The 14,658-nt window shown below is 65.7% G+C and carries 15 protein-coding genes; 6 read left to right on the top strand and 9 right to left on the bottom strand.

Features of this window, described 5'->3' with window-relative positions; translation table 11 throughout:
* Positions 1 to 17: 17 nt before the first annotated feature.
* The 4 genes from ACSBOB_RS33110 to ACSBOB_RS33095 all read right to left on the bottom strand — a co-directional run bounded on the left by ACSBOB_RS33110 (position 18) and on the right by ACSBOB_RS33095 (position 4,458).
* Positions 18 to 857, bottom strand: coding sequence for a carbohydrate ABC transporter permease (locus ACSBOB_RS33110; protein WP_442580238.1), 840 nt, complete (start codon positions 855 to 857; stop codon positions 18 to 20).
* Between the two features lie 213 nt (positions 858 to 1,070).
* Positions 1,071 to 2,003 (bottom strand): carbohydrate ABC transporter permease, encoded by a 933-nt coding sequence (locus ACSBOB_RS33105; protein WP_442580237.1) that lies wholly within the window; start codon positions 2,001 to 2,003, stop codon positions 1,071 to 1,073.
* 243 nt (positions 2,004 to 2,246) lie between these two features.
* Positions 2,247 to 3,506: an ABC transporter substrate-binding protein gene (locus tag ACSBOB_RS33100; RefSeq protein WP_442580236.1), complete on the bottom strand. Its 1,260-nt coding sequence runs from the start codon at positions 3,504 to 3,506 to the stop codon at positions 2,247 to 2,249.
* 25 nt (positions 3,507 to 3,531) lie between these two features.
* Entirely contained in the window at positions 3,532 to 4,458 is a 927-nt protein-coding gene (locus ACSBOB_RS33095; RefSeq protein WP_442580235.1) for an N-acetylmuramic acid 6-phosphate etherase, read from the bottom strand.
* A gap of 197 nt (positions 4,459 to 4,655) precedes the next feature.
* Here ACSBOB_RS33095 and ACSBOB_RS33090 point away from each other — a divergent pair, with 197 nt between their 5' ends.
* The 4 genes from ACSBOB_RS33090 to nagA are packed head-to-tail and all read left to right on the top strand — an operon-like array spanning position 4,656 to position 8,494.
* Positions 4,656 to 5,537, top strand: coding sequence for a BadF/BadG/BcrA/BcrD ATPase family protein (locus tag ACSBOB_RS33090; RefSeq protein ID WP_442580234.1), 882 nt, complete (start codon positions 4,656 to 4,658; stop codon positions 5,535 to 5,537).
* On the top strand, positions 5,530 to 6,312 hold the full coding sequence (locus ACSBOB_RS33085; protein ID WP_442580233.1) for a GntR family transcriptional regulator: 783 nt from the start codon (positions 5,530 to 5,532) through the stop codon (positions 6,310 to 6,312). The genes ACSBOB_RS33090 and ACSBOB_RS33085 overlap by 8 nt, the downstream gene beginning before the upstream one ends.
* Positions 6,309 to 7,337, top strand: a complete 1,029-nt coding sequence (locus ACSBOB_RS33080; protein WP_442580232.1) for an SIS domain-containing protein — start codon at positions 6,309 to 6,311, stop codon at positions 7,335 to 7,337. Before ACSBOB_RS33085 ends, ACSBOB_RS33080 begins: the two co-directional genes overlap by 4 nt.
* Positions 7,334 to 8,494 (top strand): N-acetylglucosamine-6-phosphate deacetylase, encoded by a 1,161-nt coding sequence (gene nagA / locus ACSBOB_RS33075; protein ID WP_442580231.1) that lies wholly within the window; start codon positions 7,334 to 7,336, stop codon positions 8,492 to 8,494. Before ACSBOB_RS33080 ends, nagA begins: the two co-directional genes overlap by 4 nt.
* 39 nt (positions 8,495 to 8,533) lie before the next feature.
* Here the strand turns inward: nagA and rpe are convergent, their stop codons facing one another.
* The 5 genes from rpe to ACSBOB_RS33050 form a co-directional block, all read right to left on the bottom strand.
* On the bottom strand, positions 8,534 to 9,208 hold the full coding sequence (gene rpe, locus ACSBOB_RS33070; RefSeq protein ID WP_442580230.1) for a ribulose-phosphate 3-epimerase: 675 nt from the start codon (positions 9,206 to 9,208) through the stop codon (positions 8,534 to 8,536).
* Between the two features lie 203 nt (positions 9,209 to 9,411).
* Positions 9,412 to 10,923: an L-piperidine-6-carboxylate dehydrogenase gene (gene amaB / locus ACSBOB_RS33065; protein WP_442580229.1), complete on the bottom strand. Its 1,512-nt coding sequence runs from the start codon at positions 10,921 to 10,923 to the stop codon at positions 9,412 to 9,414.
* Between the two features lie 265 nt (positions 10,924 to 11,188).
* Positions 11,189 to 11,602 (bottom strand): hypothetical protein, encoded by a 414-nt coding sequence (locus ACSBOB_RS33060; protein WP_442580228.1) that lies wholly within the window; start codon positions 11,600 to 11,602, stop codon positions 11,189 to 11,191.
* A complete protein-coding gene (gene argB / locus ACSBOB_RS33055) occupies positions 11,599 to 12,489 on the bottom strand; it encodes an acetylglutamate kinase (protein WP_442580227.1) in 891 nt (296 codons plus the stop codon). The genes ACSBOB_RS33060 and argB overlap by 4 nt, the downstream gene beginning before the upstream one ends.
* 111 nt (positions 12,490 to 12,600) lie before the next feature.
* Positions 12,601 to 13,041 carry a DUF1772 domain-containing protein gene (locus tag ACSBOB_RS33050; RefSeq protein WP_442583915.1) on the bottom strand — a complete coding sequence of 147 codons (441 nt, stop codon included), beginning with the start codon at positions 13,039 to 13,041 and terminating at the stop codon, positions 12,601 to 12,603.
* A 250-nt stretch (positions 13,042 to 13,291) separates the two neighbouring features.
* Here ACSBOB_RS33050 and ACSBOB_RS33045 point away from each other — a divergent pair, with 250 nt between their 5' ends.
* Together ACSBOB_RS33045 and ACSBOB_RS33040 are read left to right on the top strand one after the other, a co-directional pair.
* Positions 13,292 to 13,885 (top strand): sigma-70 family RNA polymerase sigma factor, encoded by a 594-nt coding sequence (locus ACSBOB_RS33045; RefSeq protein WP_442580226.1) that lies wholly within the window; start codon positions 13,292 to 13,294, stop codon positions 13,883 to 13,885.
* Positions 13,882 to 14,601 carry an anti-sigma factor gene (locus ACSBOB_RS33040; protein ID WP_442580225.1) on the top strand — a complete coding sequence of 240 codons (720 nt, stop codon included), beginning with the start codon at positions 13,882 to 13,884 and terminating at the stop codon, positions 14,599 to 14,601. The genes ACSBOB_RS33045 and ACSBOB_RS33040 overlap by 4 nt, the downstream gene beginning before the upstream one ends.
* Positions 14,602 to 14,658: the final 57 nt, after the last annotated feature.

Below are 14,658 nucleotides of genomic sequence, written 5' to 3'. Positions count from 1 at the left end.
GTTCGGGAAAGGAAGGGTCACTTCACCGCTCCCGAAGTTATGCCGCGGATGAGCTGCCGCGAGAAGATCAGGTAGAGAATCAGCACCGGCAGGATGGCGAGCGACAGCGCCGCCAGTACCGCGTTCCAGTTGGTGACGAACTGGCCGATGAAGATCTGCGCGCCGAGCGTAACCGTCTTGGTGCCTTCGGAGGGGGCGAGGATCAGCGGGAACCAAAGGTCGTTCCAGATCGGGATCATGGTGAACACCGCGACCGTCGCCATCGCCGGGCGCACCAGCGGCAGCACGAGCCGGAAGAAGATGCGGTATTCCGACAGGCCGTCGATGCGGCCGGCGTTCTTCAGATCGTCCGATACGGTCTTCATGAATTCCGACAGGATGAAGACGCAGAGCGGCAGGCCCTGCGCGGTGTAGACCAGGATCAGCGCCGTCAGCGTGTTGACCAGCCCGCTCGCCACCATCAATTGCAGGATCGCCACGGTGCCGAGGCGGATCGGGATCATGATGCCGAGCGCCAGATAGAGGCCGGTCATCGTGTTGCCGCGAAAGCGATATTCGGACAGCGCGAAGGCGGCCATAGCGCCGAACAGGATGACGAAGAACAGCGAGCCGACAGTGACGACAAGGCTGTTCTGGAAATACTGGATGAAGTCGCCCTGCGCCATGACGGTCGTGTAGCCAACTGGATCGAAGGTTTCTGACGTCGGGAAAGAGAGCGGCGAACGGAAGATCGCATTGCGCGACTTGAAAGAGTTGATGACGATCAGCACCACGGGGAATAGCGCGATGACCGTGTAGGCGATCAGCACGGCATGGGCAGCTGTTGAGCGCAGAGGGGACGAGGTGGCGCGGCTCATGGCGCTTTCCCTACCCTCCCCCTTGTGGGGAGGGTCGCGGAGAAAGCCGAGCGGAACGCGAGGATTTTGATGCGGGGTGGGGGTTCGTAGAGCACGGCCCGGCAGCCCCCACCCCGTCTCGCAAACTCCACTTCGTTTGGTCCGCTCGCCGACCCTCCCCACAAGGGGGAGGGTAAGGCGCGAGCGTATGAAGCATGTTCCATCTCCACCCCTTCAGAACTGATACCGACGCAAACGCGTCTGGATGGCGAAGAGATAGACGCAGACGCCGGCCAGGATGATGAAGAACATCATGGTAGCGATGGCCGCGCCCATGTTCGGGTCGCCGAGTTGCAACTGGAAACCGAAGAAGGCGCGGTAGAGGAAGGTGCCCAGAATGTCGGTGGAGAAATTAGGACCGGCCAGCGCCCCCTGCGCCGTGTAAATCAGGTCGAAGGCGTTGAAATTGCCGACGAAGGTGAGGATCGAGATGATGCCGATTGACGGCAGGATCAGCGGCAGCTTGATCTTCCAGAACTGCGAAAGGCCGGTGATGCCGTCGCATTCGGCGGCCTCGATCACCTCGTCGGGGATCGACAGCAGCGCCGCGTAGATCAGCATCATCGGGATGCCGATGAACTGCCAGACCGAAATCAGGCTGAGCGTGGTCAGCGCGTATTCCTCCTTGCCGAGCCACGGCGTGAACAGGCTCTTCAGCCCGACCGAATCCATCAGGAACGGTGCCACGCCCCACAGCGGCGACAGAATCAGCTTCCAGACGAAGCCGACGATGACGAAGGACAGGATGGTCGGGATGAAGATCGCGGTGCGGTAGAAGGCGCGGAAGCGCAGTCTCGGGCTGGACAGCAGCGCGGCGAGCAGCACGCCGATCGGGTTTTGCACCAGCATGTGGATGATGAAGAACCAGACATTGTTGCCGAGCGCATTCCAGAAATTCACCGACCAGCGCGGGTCGCCGAACAGCATGCGGAAATTGTCGAGGCCGACGAAGACGAGTTTCTGGTCGATTTTCTGGAACAGCGATAGCTGCAGCGTGCCGGCGAGCGGCACGATCATGAACGCTGTGTAGACAAGCAATGCCGGCGCCAGAAACACCAGGATGTGCCAGCGGAAGGGTCGTTTGATTTCGCTGTCTTGATACGACATGCGTTCCCCGCTGAGCCATTGCTGCCCGGAAGAGCAGCCTAGTGCCGCCTGCCACTTGTTGGAAAGGGTATCGAGTGCGCGCCTTGCCTTCTCCCCTTGTGGGAGAAGGTGGATCGGCGCGCAGCGCCGAGACGGATGAGGGGTGTTGGACGATGTGTTCCCCTGGAACACCCCTCATCCGACCTCGCTTCGCTCGGCTACCTTCTCCCACAAGGGGAGAAGGTAAGCCTCTTCAGCGCCGCATCACTTCGCCGGCTTGTACCAGGCGTCGAGGCCCTTCTGCAGTTTCTCGCCAGCCACTTCCGGCGTATCGGTGCCGTTGATGACGTTGGCGGATTCCACCCAGGTCTCGTTCTCGAGGTTCGGCGTGCCGCGCGACAGGATCTGGTAGGTCGAGCGGATCGTCGGCTTGCACTTCTCGCGCCAGGAGACGAATTCCTGCGCCAGCGGGTCGGCCATCTTCACCGGTGTCGAGGACAGGCTGAAGAAGCCCGGCAGCGCGTTGGCGTAGATGTCGGCGAATTCCGGCGAGGCGACCCAGGTGAGGAAGGTCTTGGCCGCATCGGCGTTCGGGCTCTTGGCGTTCATGCCGATCGCGATGTCGGTATGGTCGGAGATGTAGCAGGTGTCTCCGGCCTTCTGGACCGGCGGCGGGAAGGCGCCCATCTTGAACTGGGCCTGCGTGTTGAAGCCCGAGATTTCCCACGAACCGGCCGGATAGATCGCGGCGCGGCCGAGCGTGAACAGGTTCTGGCTGTCGGGATAGGTCTGCGCCTCGAAACCGTCGCCGAGATAGGGCTTCCACTTGGCGAGCGTCGCATAGGGCTCGACCCAGTCCTTGTCGGTCAGTTTCTGCGTGCCCTTGATCAGCGCCAGCCGGCCTTCCTCGCCTTTCCAGTAGTTCGGGCCGATGTTCTGGTAGCCCATGGTGGCGGCTTCCCAGAGGTCCTTGGTGCCCATGGCGAGCGGGATGTAGGTGCCGTCGGCCTTGATCTTGTCGAGGGCGGCGAAGAAGTCGGCCTCAGTGGCCGGCACCGCGATGCCGAGCTTGTCGAAGGCGTCCTTGTTGTAGATGAAGCCGTGGATGACCGAGGCCATAGGCACGCAGAAGGTGGCCTTGCCGTCGTCGGTCTGCCAGGCCGATTTGGCGACGTCGGAGAAGTTTTCCATGCCCGGCAGCGCGGTCAGGTCGGCCAGATGCCCCTTGGTGTAGAGGTCGAGCGAGGCGTCGAAGGGACGGCAGGTGATCAGGTCGCCCGCCGAGCCGGCGTCGAGCTTGGCATTGAGAGCCGCGTTGTACTCGGTCGGCGCCGACGGCGCGAACACCACCTTGATGCCGGGGTTGGCCTTCTCGAAGGCGGGGATCAGCTTTTCCTGCCAGATGGCAAGATCGTCGTTGCGCCAGCTCTCGATGGTGAGTGTCTTGTCCTGCGCCAAGGCGATCCCGGCTGAGCCGAGGACGCTGGAGCCGAGCAGAAGCGCCGTCAAAAATTTCGTTTTCATGTGCAGTCTCCCTGTTTTGACCTGTTCAGGTTCCATTTTGACGAGAGCGGGTGCTCCCCTCTTCCAGACTGGCGAGCGCCGGCCGCAGCTTTTGGCCGGCTCCCGCCAGAATTTGGTCCGCGGCGGCGGCGTCCCTCGCGCCGGCCGCCAGCAGGATCGCGGTCTTCACCGAGCCGCCGGTCTTTTCCAGAAAGCCGCTTGCCTCGTCTTCCGAACCGCCGGCGATGGCCGAGACGATGCGCGCCGCGCGCTTGCGCAGCTTCATGTTGTCGACCCTGAGATTGACCATGTAGCCGTCATGGACATGGCCGAGATGCACCGCGACCAGCGTGGAAAACATGTTGAGCGCGATCTTCTGCGCCGTGCCGGCGCCCATGCGGGTCGAGCCCGCGACGATCTCCGGCGGCGTTGCGAGCACGATGCCGACGTCTGCGCGCATCACCAGCGGCGTGCCGGCATTGTTGGCGACGCCGACCGTTGCCGCGCCGCGCTTCGCCGCTTCCTCCAGCGCTCCGAGCGCATAGGGCGTCGTTCCGCTGGCCGACAGCGCGATGAGGCAGTCGCCGGCCGTCAGGCCGTTGTCCGCCACTTCTTTCGCGGCCTGCGCGGCATCGTCCTCCGGCGCGCCGGGAAGGTCAACGAAGGCGTCCCTGCCGCCGGCGATCAGCACCACGACGCGGTCATGCGGAATGCCGTAGGTGCCGGGCAGTTCCAGCGCGTCGGCAAGCGCCATCAGCGCCGAGCTTCCGGCCGCCGCATAAAACAGCCTGCCGCCGGATGCGAGCTTCCCGGCCGCGAGTTCGGCTGCCTGGGCGATCTCCAGGATGGCGCCTTGCACACTCCTGGCGGCTTCCACCTGGGCCTCGGCCAGCAGGCGCAGGATCGTGGCGGGCGGCTGCAGATCCAGCCCCTTCGCCTTCACGTTCACTGCTTCCGTCCCGGCAAGCGCCATCAGTTTTCCTCCATTAAGGCGACAATACCAAAAAAATACCACTTGTCCAGCGACGTTAACGGATTTTTCGGATGGCTACGTTACGCGACCGACAAATCGATTAAATTACAAGGATTTGATGCAATCGGCTCGCTTGCATAAATTAACGCTTGGATATTGGTATTTTATTGGTATCATAGCCGCAGAGGAGCATCCGCGTGGAACTGGTATTGGGCATCGATGGCGGCGGGACGAGCTGCCGGGCGGCGGTCGCGACCGCCGATGGGGCCATCCTGGGCCGCGCCAAGAGCGGCGCCGCCAACATCCGCACCGACCTGACCGGCGCCCGTTCCAGCATCGTCGAGGCGGCCCGCCTGGCCTTCGTGGAAGCGGGTCTCGACCCCGACCTGATCCCGAAGACGCCGGCGCTGTTGGGGCTGGCTGGCAGCAATGTCGGCACCTACCGGCAGCAGCTGGAGGCGATCCTGCCCTTCAGCCGCAGTGTTGTCGAGAGCGACGCGGCGATAGCCCTTGAGGGCGCGTTGGGCGCCGATGACGGCGCAATTGTTATCCTCGGCACCGGAACGGCCTATATGATGCGCCGCGCGGGTGTGGTGCGAACTGTAGGCGGCTGGGGGTTTCTTGTCGGCGACCAGGGCAGCGGCGCGCGCATCGGCCGCGACCTGCTCGAGGAGACGCTGCTCGCCTATGACGGCATCAGGCCCGACTCGCCGCTGACGAAGGCGCTGCTCGCCGTCTTCCGCGACAATCCCCGGGACGTGGTCGAGTTCACCACGACGGCCAAGCCGGGCGATTTCGGCGGCTTCGCGCCGATGGTGTTCGACCATGCCGAGAAGGGCGACATCGTCGCGCGGTTCATCCTGAAGCGTGCCGTCGCCGACATCGAAGCCTCGCTGGGCGTGCTGGGCTTGAAGGACGGCGAACCGCTTTGCCTGCTCGGAGGTCTGGCCGCGCTTTACGCCCCGCGGCTTTCGGCGGAACACCGGGCGCGGCTGCGCGACCCGTTGCAGGACGCGTTGGGCGGGGCGGTCTCGATGGCGGTCCGCCGGTTCGTTACGAGTGAGGCGGCGCATGGCTGACCTTGCCGAGCGCATCCAGAGCGCGGTCAGGGAAGCGGGTCAGAGCGGCGCGCCGCTCTATCTGAAACTCAAGCGCTCGATCGAGGATGCGGTTCGGCAAGGTGTGATCGGCCCGGGCGACGCCCTGCCGTCGGAACGCGATATAGCGACCAAGGCCGGCATTTCGCGCGTCACCGTGCGCAAGGCGGTTCAGGACCTGGTCAAGGGCGGTATGCTGGTGCAGCGGCACGGCTCCGGCACCTTCGTGGCGCGGCCGGTCGAGCGTGTCGAGCAGTCGCTGTCGCTGCTCACCTCCTTTACCGAGGACATGGCGCGGCGCGGCATGACGCTGCGTTCGGAATGGCTGGAGCGCGGCATCTATGCGCCGTCGCCGGACGAGATGATGGTGCTCGGCCTGTCCGCCAAGGAACAGGTCGCGCGCGTCAGCCGGCTGCGCATCGCCGACGGCACACCGCTGGCGATCGAGCGTGCCTCGCTGTCGACGGCGGCTCTGCCCGATCCGATGGCGGTGGGCTCGTCGCTTTATGCCGCGCTGGAAAAGACCGGCAACAGGCCGGTGCGCGCCGTGCAGCGCATTTCGGCGGCCAATCTGGGATCGGTCGACGCGCGCCTGCTCGACGTGCCGACCGGGGTGGCCGGGCTTCATATCGAGCGGATATCCTATCTGGCGACAGGCAAGGTGGTGGAATTCACGCGTTCGATCTATCGCGGCGATACCTATGATTTCGTGGCCGAACTCAGGATCGGCGGTTCAGAAGATGGGGTGAGCCCATGAACGACATGACCCATATGCGCCGCGAGGTCCTGGAGATTCCGGATGCGGCGGCGCGGCTGCTCGACGGCAGCGGCAAGATCCTGGCCGAGGCCGGCGCCGACATCCGCCGCCGCAACCCGCATTTTGTCGTGACGGTGGCGCGCGGTTCGTCCGATCATGCGGCGTCTTTCCTCAAATACGCGATCGAGCTGACAGCCGGCATTCCGGTGGCGTCGGTCGGGCCGTCGATCGCCTCGATCTATGGCGCAAAACTGCGTCTCGCCGGCACGGTCTGCCTGTCGATCTCGCAATCCGGCAAGAGCCCGGACATCGTTGCGATGTCAAAGCAGGCCAGGGCCGGCGGGGCGCTGACGGTGGCGCTGACCAACACGCCGGACTCGCCGCTGGCAAGGTCGGCCGACTATGCGATCGACATCCTCGCCGGGCCGGAACGCAGCGTCGCGGCCACCAAGAGCTTTGTGAACTCGGCGGTGGCCGGACTGGCGCTGATGGCGCATTGCACGGAGGATGACGGGCTGCTGGCCGCGCTGATCCGCTTGCCGGAGCAGTTGCGCGAGGCGGTCGGCTGCGACTGGATGGAGATCGCCGAGGCGCTGGAGGACGAGCAGTCGCTGTTCATCCTCGGGCGCGGGCCTTCCTACGCCATCGCCAGCGAGGCGGCGCTGAAGTTCAAGGAGACCTGCGGCATGCATGCCGAGGCCTATAGCGCCGCGGAGGTCATGCACGGTCCATTGGCGCTGGTCGGACCGGGCTTTCCGGTGCTGGCGCTGGCGGCGCGCGACGCCTCCGAGGCGTCCGTCGCCGAGACGGCCGACGCGCTGGCGGGGAAGGGCGCGGCGACCTTCGCGACCTCGCTGCGCACCGGCCAGGCGCGGAAATTGCCGCATGTCGCGACCGGCCATCCGCTGACCGATCCGCTGCCGCTGATCGTGTCTTTCTACGCCTTCGTCGAAGCCTTCGCCCGCCATCGCGGCCTCAACCCCGACGAGCCGCGCAATTTGCGCAAGGTGACGGAAACCCGTTGATGCAACGCTTCGCGATTTCCGCCCCACGCATTTTCGACGGCGTGATCTGGCATCGCGATGCCGCCATACTGGTACGTGGCGACGGCATCGAGGCGATTGTCCCGAAGGGCGAAGTCCCGGCCGGAGTGACGATTGCAGAGCGGGACGGCATGCTGGTGCCGGGTTTCGTCGACCTGCAGGTCAATGGCGGGGCCGGCGTGATGCTCAACGACCGGCAGGACGTGGACGCCATCCGCACCATCTGTGCCGCGCACGCGCCCTTCGGCACGACTGCGCTGCTGCCGACGCTGATAACCGACACGCCGGAAATCACGGCGCGCACCGTCGAGGCAGGCGTCGCTGCGGCGGAGGCCAAGGTGCCGGGTTTCGCTGGCCTGCATCTGGAAGGGCCACACCTCTCGCTGGCCCGCAAGGGCGCGCACGATCCCAAACTGATCCGGCCGATGGAAGATGCCGACCAGGCATTCCTGATCGCCGCGCGGAAAAAGCTTCCCGCCCTGCTAAGCACGGTCGCGCCGGAATCGGTGACGGCGGCAAGGATGACGGCGCTGTCGGAGGCGGGCGTCGTCGTCAGCCTGGGTCATTCGGACACGAGTTTCGCCACCGCAACCGCCTGCGCCGCCGCCGGCGCCACGATGGCCACGCATCTGTTCAACGCCATGAGCCAGATCGGCAACCGCGAGGCGGGATTGGCCGGCGCGGTCATCGACAATGGCGGCCTGTGGGCCGGGCTGATAGCCGACGGCATCCATGTCGACCCGGCGACGATCGGCATCGCGCTCAGGGCCAAGACCGGGCCGGCGAAAATCTTCCTGGTCACCGACGCCATGTCGACGATTGGCACGGATATGAAGTCGTTCACGCTGAACGGCCGCACCATCCGCCGCGAGAATGGACGGCTGACTTTGGCCGACGGCACGCTCGCGGGAGCCGATCTCGACATGATCTCGGCAGTGCGTTTCATGCATCGCAAGATCGGTCTGGAACTCGGCGAGGCGCTGCGCATGGCCTCGCTCTATCCGGCAGACGCTATGCGCCTTGCCCGCCATGGCAGGCTGAGGGCAGGTTCGCGCGCCGACATGGTGGCGCTTTCCGACAATATCGAGGTGCGCCGCGCCTGGATCGGTGGGGAAGAGGTTTTCTCCGCCGTCGCGTAGTCGCTTCGCGGCTGTCCGGCTGCGAGCCAGGAGGGGGTGTTATGCCGCCTCGTCGGCCGTGCTGCGGATCGCCTCGATGTTGGCGCGGTAGGCCGCCTCGGTCCCGCCCTTGAACACGGCCGAGCCGGCAACCAGTACATTGGCGCCGGCTTTCACCACCAGCGGCGCGGTGTCCGGTGCGATGCCGCCGTCGACCTCGATGTGGATCGGCCGGCTCCCGACCAGCGCTTTCACCCTCGCGATCTTCTCCAGCATTTCCGGAATGAACGCCTGGCCGCCGAAGCCTGGATTGACGGTCATCACCAGGATCAGGTCCAACTGGTCGAGCACGTTCTCGATGGCTGCCACCGGCGTTGCCGGGTTGAGCGACACGCCCGCCTTCTTGCCGAGGTGCTTCACTGTCTGCAGCGAGCGGTGGAGATGCGGGCCGGCCTCGGCATGAACTGTGATGATGTCGGCGCCGGCCTCGGCGAAGGCGGCGAGATAGGGGTTGGCCGGGGAAATCATCAGGTGGCAGTCGAACACCTTGTCGGTGCGGTTGCGGATCGCCTTCACTATCGGAGGACCGAAGGTGATGTTGGGCACGAAATGGCCGTCCATCACGTCGAGATGCACCCAGTCGGCGCCAGCCTTGACGACCGTCTCGACCTCGTCGCCGAGCCGCGAGAAATCGGCCGAAAGAATTGACGGCGCGATGATGACATTGCCAACCAAACATATCTCCTTGCAGGTGCAGTGCACATTCTGGAAATGCGGGCAAAGTTTACCCGGTCGACCTGACAACCCGAAATCGGTGCGGGATGTTAGCGGCCGAGACGGTGCGATGCCGGGGACAGTTTACTTTCTTTCCGCAGAAAGGCTGAAGCGCGCCAGGATTGGTGCGAGCGGAAAAAAGTAAACTGTCCCCTGCACTTAACTCAGTCGATGTCGAACGACACGCCCTGCGCCAGCGGCAGGGCCTTCGAGTAGTTCACCGTGTTGGTGGCGCGGCGCATATAGGCCTTCCAGGCGTCCGAGCCGCTCTCGCGGCCGCCGCCGGTCTCCTTTTCGCCCCCGAACGCCCCGCCGATCTCGGCGCCCGAGGTGCCGATGTTGACGTTGGCGATGCCGCAATCCGAGCCTTCGACCGACAGGAAGCGCTCGGCCTCCATCAGGTCGAGCGTGAAGATCGAGGAGGACAGGCCGGCGCCGACGGCGTTGTGGTCGGCCACCGCCTGGTCGAAGTCGGAATATTTCATCACGTAGAGGATCGGCGCGAACGTCTCCTCCAGCACCGGCCCGCTCTGCTTCGGCATCTCGACCAGCGCCGGGCGCACGTAATACGCCTCGGCATGGCCGTTCTCGATGCGCACGCCGCCGGTGATCTGGCCGCCTTCGGCCTTCGCCGCGTCCAGCGCCTTGGTCATGCCGTCGAAGGCCGCCTTGTCGATCAGCGGGCCGACCAGCGCTGATGTCTCCAGCGGGCTGCCGACCCATACGCTCTCATAAGCCTTGCGCAGGCGCGGCACGAGCGTGTCGTAGACGCTTTCGTGCACGAACAGCCGGCGCAGCGACGTGCAGCGTTGGCCGGCGGTGCCCATGGCGCCGAAGGCGATGGCGCGCACGGCCATGTCGAGATCGGCGGAGGGGCAGACGATGCCGGCATTGTTGCCGCCGAGTTCAAGGATGGCTCGGGCAAAACGCTTGGCCAGCCGCGGGCCGACGTCGCGCCCCATGCGGGTCGAGCCGGTGGCCGAGACCAGGGGAACCTTCGGATGATCGACCAGCACCTCGCCGACGGCGCGGTCGCCGATCAGCACCTTGAGCAGCCCCTCCGGCGCGTCGCCGAACCGCGCCACGGCGCGGGCAAAGATCGCCTCGCAGGCGAGCGCCGTCAGCGGCGTTTTTTCCGAAGGCTTCCAGACGACCGAATTGCCACAGACGAAGGCCAGCGCGGCATTCCACGACCAGACGGCGACCGGGAAGTTAAAAGCTGAGATGACGCCGACGACGCCCAGCGGGTGCCAGGTCTCCATCATGCGGTGGCCGGGGCGCTCGGTGGCGATGGTGAGGCCGTAGAGTTGGCGCGACAGGCCGACGGCGAAGTCGCAAATGTCGATCATCTCCTGCACCTCGCCGAGGCCCTCGGACGGGATTTTTCCGACTTCGATGGAGACAAGCCGGCCGAGATCGGCCTTGTGGGCGCGCAGTTCCTCGCCGAGCAGGCGCACCAGTTCGCCGCGCTTCGGCGCCGGCACGTTGCGCCACGTCCGGAAAGCAGCGTCGGCCTGCTCGATGGCGTTGGCCGCGTCGGCAGCCGAAATGCTCTTCAGCGCCGCGATCTGTTCGCCGGTCACCGGGCTGCGGACGGCGAGGTCGCCGCCGGAGAGGCGCTCGGCGGCGACGCCCATGCGCCCGAGAAGTTCCTGCGTTTCCTGCCTGATGGTCATGATGGGTTCCTTTCCGGCTCTTGTTCTTGAGCGAGTGCGGTCAGGCGGTCGGGCCAAGGCACCGTCCCCCGCTTGCCGCGCGTTCCGATTGCGGCGGCTATATCGCGATAGCGGGCGCGGATTCCACCGGATTCGTCATCGTTCGCCCGCCCTCCCGGCGGATATTGCATGTGCCAGCCTGTGCCGCCGCGGCAGTCGCCCCGTGAGTGGCAACCTTGCGGTGCAATGTTTGGTGGCTTTCCGGGTCAGGGCCGCCGTGGTCTGCTCAGAGATCCGGCCCCACGGGTACGGCAAACCGCAAGGCCATGGGCCGTCCGGCGATCACCCCACCGAAACTTTCGGTGATCGGCAGCGGCAAGGTCTTGTCGAGGGCCTGCAGCACCGAAGCCACGAAGGCGCGGTCGAGGTCGCTGCCGCCTTGCAGCTTGGAATAGGTGGCGCGTGGCTTGCCGATCAGCGTTCCGTCGCGGCGGATGGAGAACGACAGCGTCAGTTCCTTGCCTTCGGTGCCCGCTGGAGGCGACCAGCAGGCGTAGAGCGCCGGCCAGAGTTCGGCCAGCGTGTTGATCGGCTCGCGGCTTGCGCAGGCGCGTTGCTGCGCTGGGGCGGCGGCAGTGCTGCAAAGCAGAGCCGCCAGCGCGGCGATGACAAGGGAGGCTTTGGATCCGTGCCCGATCACGGCACGATCAGCGTGCCGGCGCCGTGCTCGGTGAACAGTTCCAGCAGCACGGCATGCGGCGTCTTGCCGTTGAGGATGACGACGCCCTCGACGCCGCGCTCGATCGCCTCGATGCAGGTCTCGACCTTGGGGATCATGCCGCCGGAGATCGTGCCGTCCTTAATGAGGGCCTTGGCCTGCGCGACCGACAGTTCATCGATCAGCTTCTTGTCGGCGTCGAGCACGCCGGGAACGTCAGTCAGGAACAGCAGGCGTTTTGCTTCCAGCGCGCCGGCGATGGCGCCGGCGAAGGTGTCGGCGTTGATGTTGTAGGTATGGCCGTCGCGTCCGGGCGCGACAGGCGCCAGCACCGGGATCATCTCCGAGCGGGCGAGCAGGTCGAGCAAGGTGCGGTCGACCTCGACCGGTTCGCCGACGAAGCCGAGGTCGAGCACGCGCTCGATGTTGGAATCCGGGTCGATGACAGTCTTCTTCGCTTTCTCGGCGAACACCATGTTGCCGTCCTTGCCGCACAGCCCGATCGCCCATTCGCCCTCGGCGTTGATCAGCGCCACGATCTCCTTGTTGATGGAGCCGGCCAGCACCATCTCGACGATCTCGACGGTGCGCTGGTCGGTGACGCGCAGCCCGCCCTCGAATTTCGATTCGATGCCCATCTTCGCAAGCATGGCGCCGATCTGCGGCCCACCGCCATGCACGACGATCGGGTTGACGCCCGACTGCTTCAGCAGCGCGATGTCGCGGGCGAAGGCCTGGCCGAGCGCCGGGTTGCCCATGGCGTGGCCGCCATATTTCACTACGACGGTCTTGTTCTCATAGCGCTGCATGTAGGGCAGGGCAGCGGAAAGGAGGGCTGCCTGGGCGGCGGCGGTTTCGGCGATGTCCATGGTCTTGGCGGTTCCCGGGGAGCGATGGTTCGGCGGGCGTCTTAGCGGGAAAGCCGGGAGCGGGCAAATGCCGCGACCGCGCTTTGCCGCATCTTAGACAGAATGCCGGATTCAGGCCTTGTACCCGAGCGATGCTGTCAGGAAGATGACGGTTGCGATGAAGCCGAGCGCGGTACGTACGGCGTGCAGGCCGGCCCATTTTTTCAGCAGCGCGCGGCTTTCCGGCCCGGCTTCGTCGGGACCCGTCGCCATCAGCCTGTTGTTCGTCGGCAGGATGCCGAGCATCGTGTAGGGCCAGTTGGCGACGAGCACCACGGCGCCCGCCAGCCATAGCCAGCCGCCGGTCTGCCACCAGGCGAGAAGGCCGAGCAGGAAGCCGACGATCGCCAGCGACGCCTGCATGACGAAGCCTCTGGCGTAGGCGGGTTTCCACTGCGCGAGCGCCGCGCGGTCGTCGAGGCCGAGGCGGGCCGGCTGCTCGACGGCGTTGATGTAGACCGCCGCGCCGGCGAAGATGGCGGCGACGACAAGGGCGAGTTGGCCGGCAATCATCATGATGCACTCCCGTCCGGAGATGTCGTCTAGATGGCCCGCCGGGGCGCGCCGGGCAAGAAGGGCTCAGCCGGGAAAATGACGCCCGGGGAATTTTCCTCTTCGACCCTTGAGGTTTGAAATTCGTCCCGCGGCAAATCCGCGACGGCGTTTCCTGCGTATCCCGGTCATAAATGGTGGCCTGCCTGATCCGCTCCCTGGCGGAACATGCTGAAGGCTGCCCGATTTCGTGGTAGTCTCGCCCAAAGGCATGGAAACGAGCGCATCAGCCATTCCCAATGGCCGTCAGCCCCGGGCAGGGGCGCCGGGGCCGCAGGATATTACAAAACTGATCGTGCGCACCGCGATGAAGGATCGCGCGGCCTTCGACCTTCTCTACAGATATACCAGCGCGAAACTCTTCGGCGTCTGCCTGCGTGTCTTGAACGACCGGGCCGAGGCCGAGGAGGCTTTGCAGGAAGTGTTCGTCAAGATCTGGATGAAGGCCGACCGCTTCGCGATTTCCGACTTAAGCCCGATCTCGTGGCTGGTGGCGGTGGCGCGCAACCATGCGATCGACCGCATCCGCCAGCGCCGGCAGGCTTCGGTGGATATCGATGAGGCGCTCGACATCGCCGATCCGTCGCCAGGCCCTGAAGCCATGGTCGCGGCAAGCGGCGAGGCCCAGCGTATCCATTCGTGCCTCGATGAACTGGAGAAGGATCGGGCCGAGGCGGTGCGCGGCGCCTATCTGCGCGGCGAGAGTTATACCGAACTGGCGGAGCGCTACCGCGTGCCGCTGAATACGATGCGAACCTGGCTGCGCCGCAGCCTGCTGAAACTCAGGGAATGCCTGGAGCGATGAGCGTCGCCGACGACCCTGTGCCGGATGAAGGCGGAGACGATCTCGTCGCCGCCGAATTCGTGCTTGGCGTGCTGTCCGCCGAGGAGCGCGCGGTGGCCGCGCGCCGGGCCGAGACGGAACCGGATTTCGCCCGCGCCGTCGAGCGATGGGAGGGCCATTTCGCGCCGATGGCGTCGGCCTACGCGCCGGTGGAGCCGCCGGCCGCGGTGAAGGCGGCGATCGACCGGCGGCTGTTCGCGCAACCCCCCGCCGTGGCGACGCAATCAGCCGGCATTTGGGCGAGCCTCACCTTCTGGCGTGGCCTCGCGGCGGCTGCGGTCGCGGCCCTGCTGCTGGCGGTGGCGATGCCGTATCTGCGCCCGCCGATCGAGGCGCCGCAGTCGCGTCTGGTCGCTTCGCTCGCCGCCGACGGCAGCGATGTCCGCTACCTCGCGGTTTATGATGCGGCGACCGGAGATGTCGGCCTCAGCCATGTCTCGGGCGAAAGGGCGAGTGGCCACGATTTCGAACTGTGGATGATCGAGGGCAGCAAGCCGCCGGTGTCGATGGGCGTGATACCCGTCGGCAGTTCCACCCACGTAGCGATCTCCGCCGCCGTTCGCGAGAAACTGGCGCAAGGCGCGGTGCTGGCCGTCAGCCTCGAGCCGGCCGGGGGGTCGCCCACCGGACAGCCGACCGGACCGGTCGTTGCTGCGGGCGATCTGCGCGCGATCTGACGGCGCGCCATCCGCACCCGCGTCGATCACGGCCGAACCTTCCTTCCTGGTGCCCAA

It is taken from the genome of Mesorhizobium sp. KACC 23794 (assembly GCF_052180275.1).
Taxonomy (GTDB): Bacteria; Pseudomonadota; Alphaproteobacteria; order Rhizobiales; family Rhizobiaceae; genus Kumtagia.
This window is presented reverse-complemented; position numbering and strand designations above follow the sequence as displayed.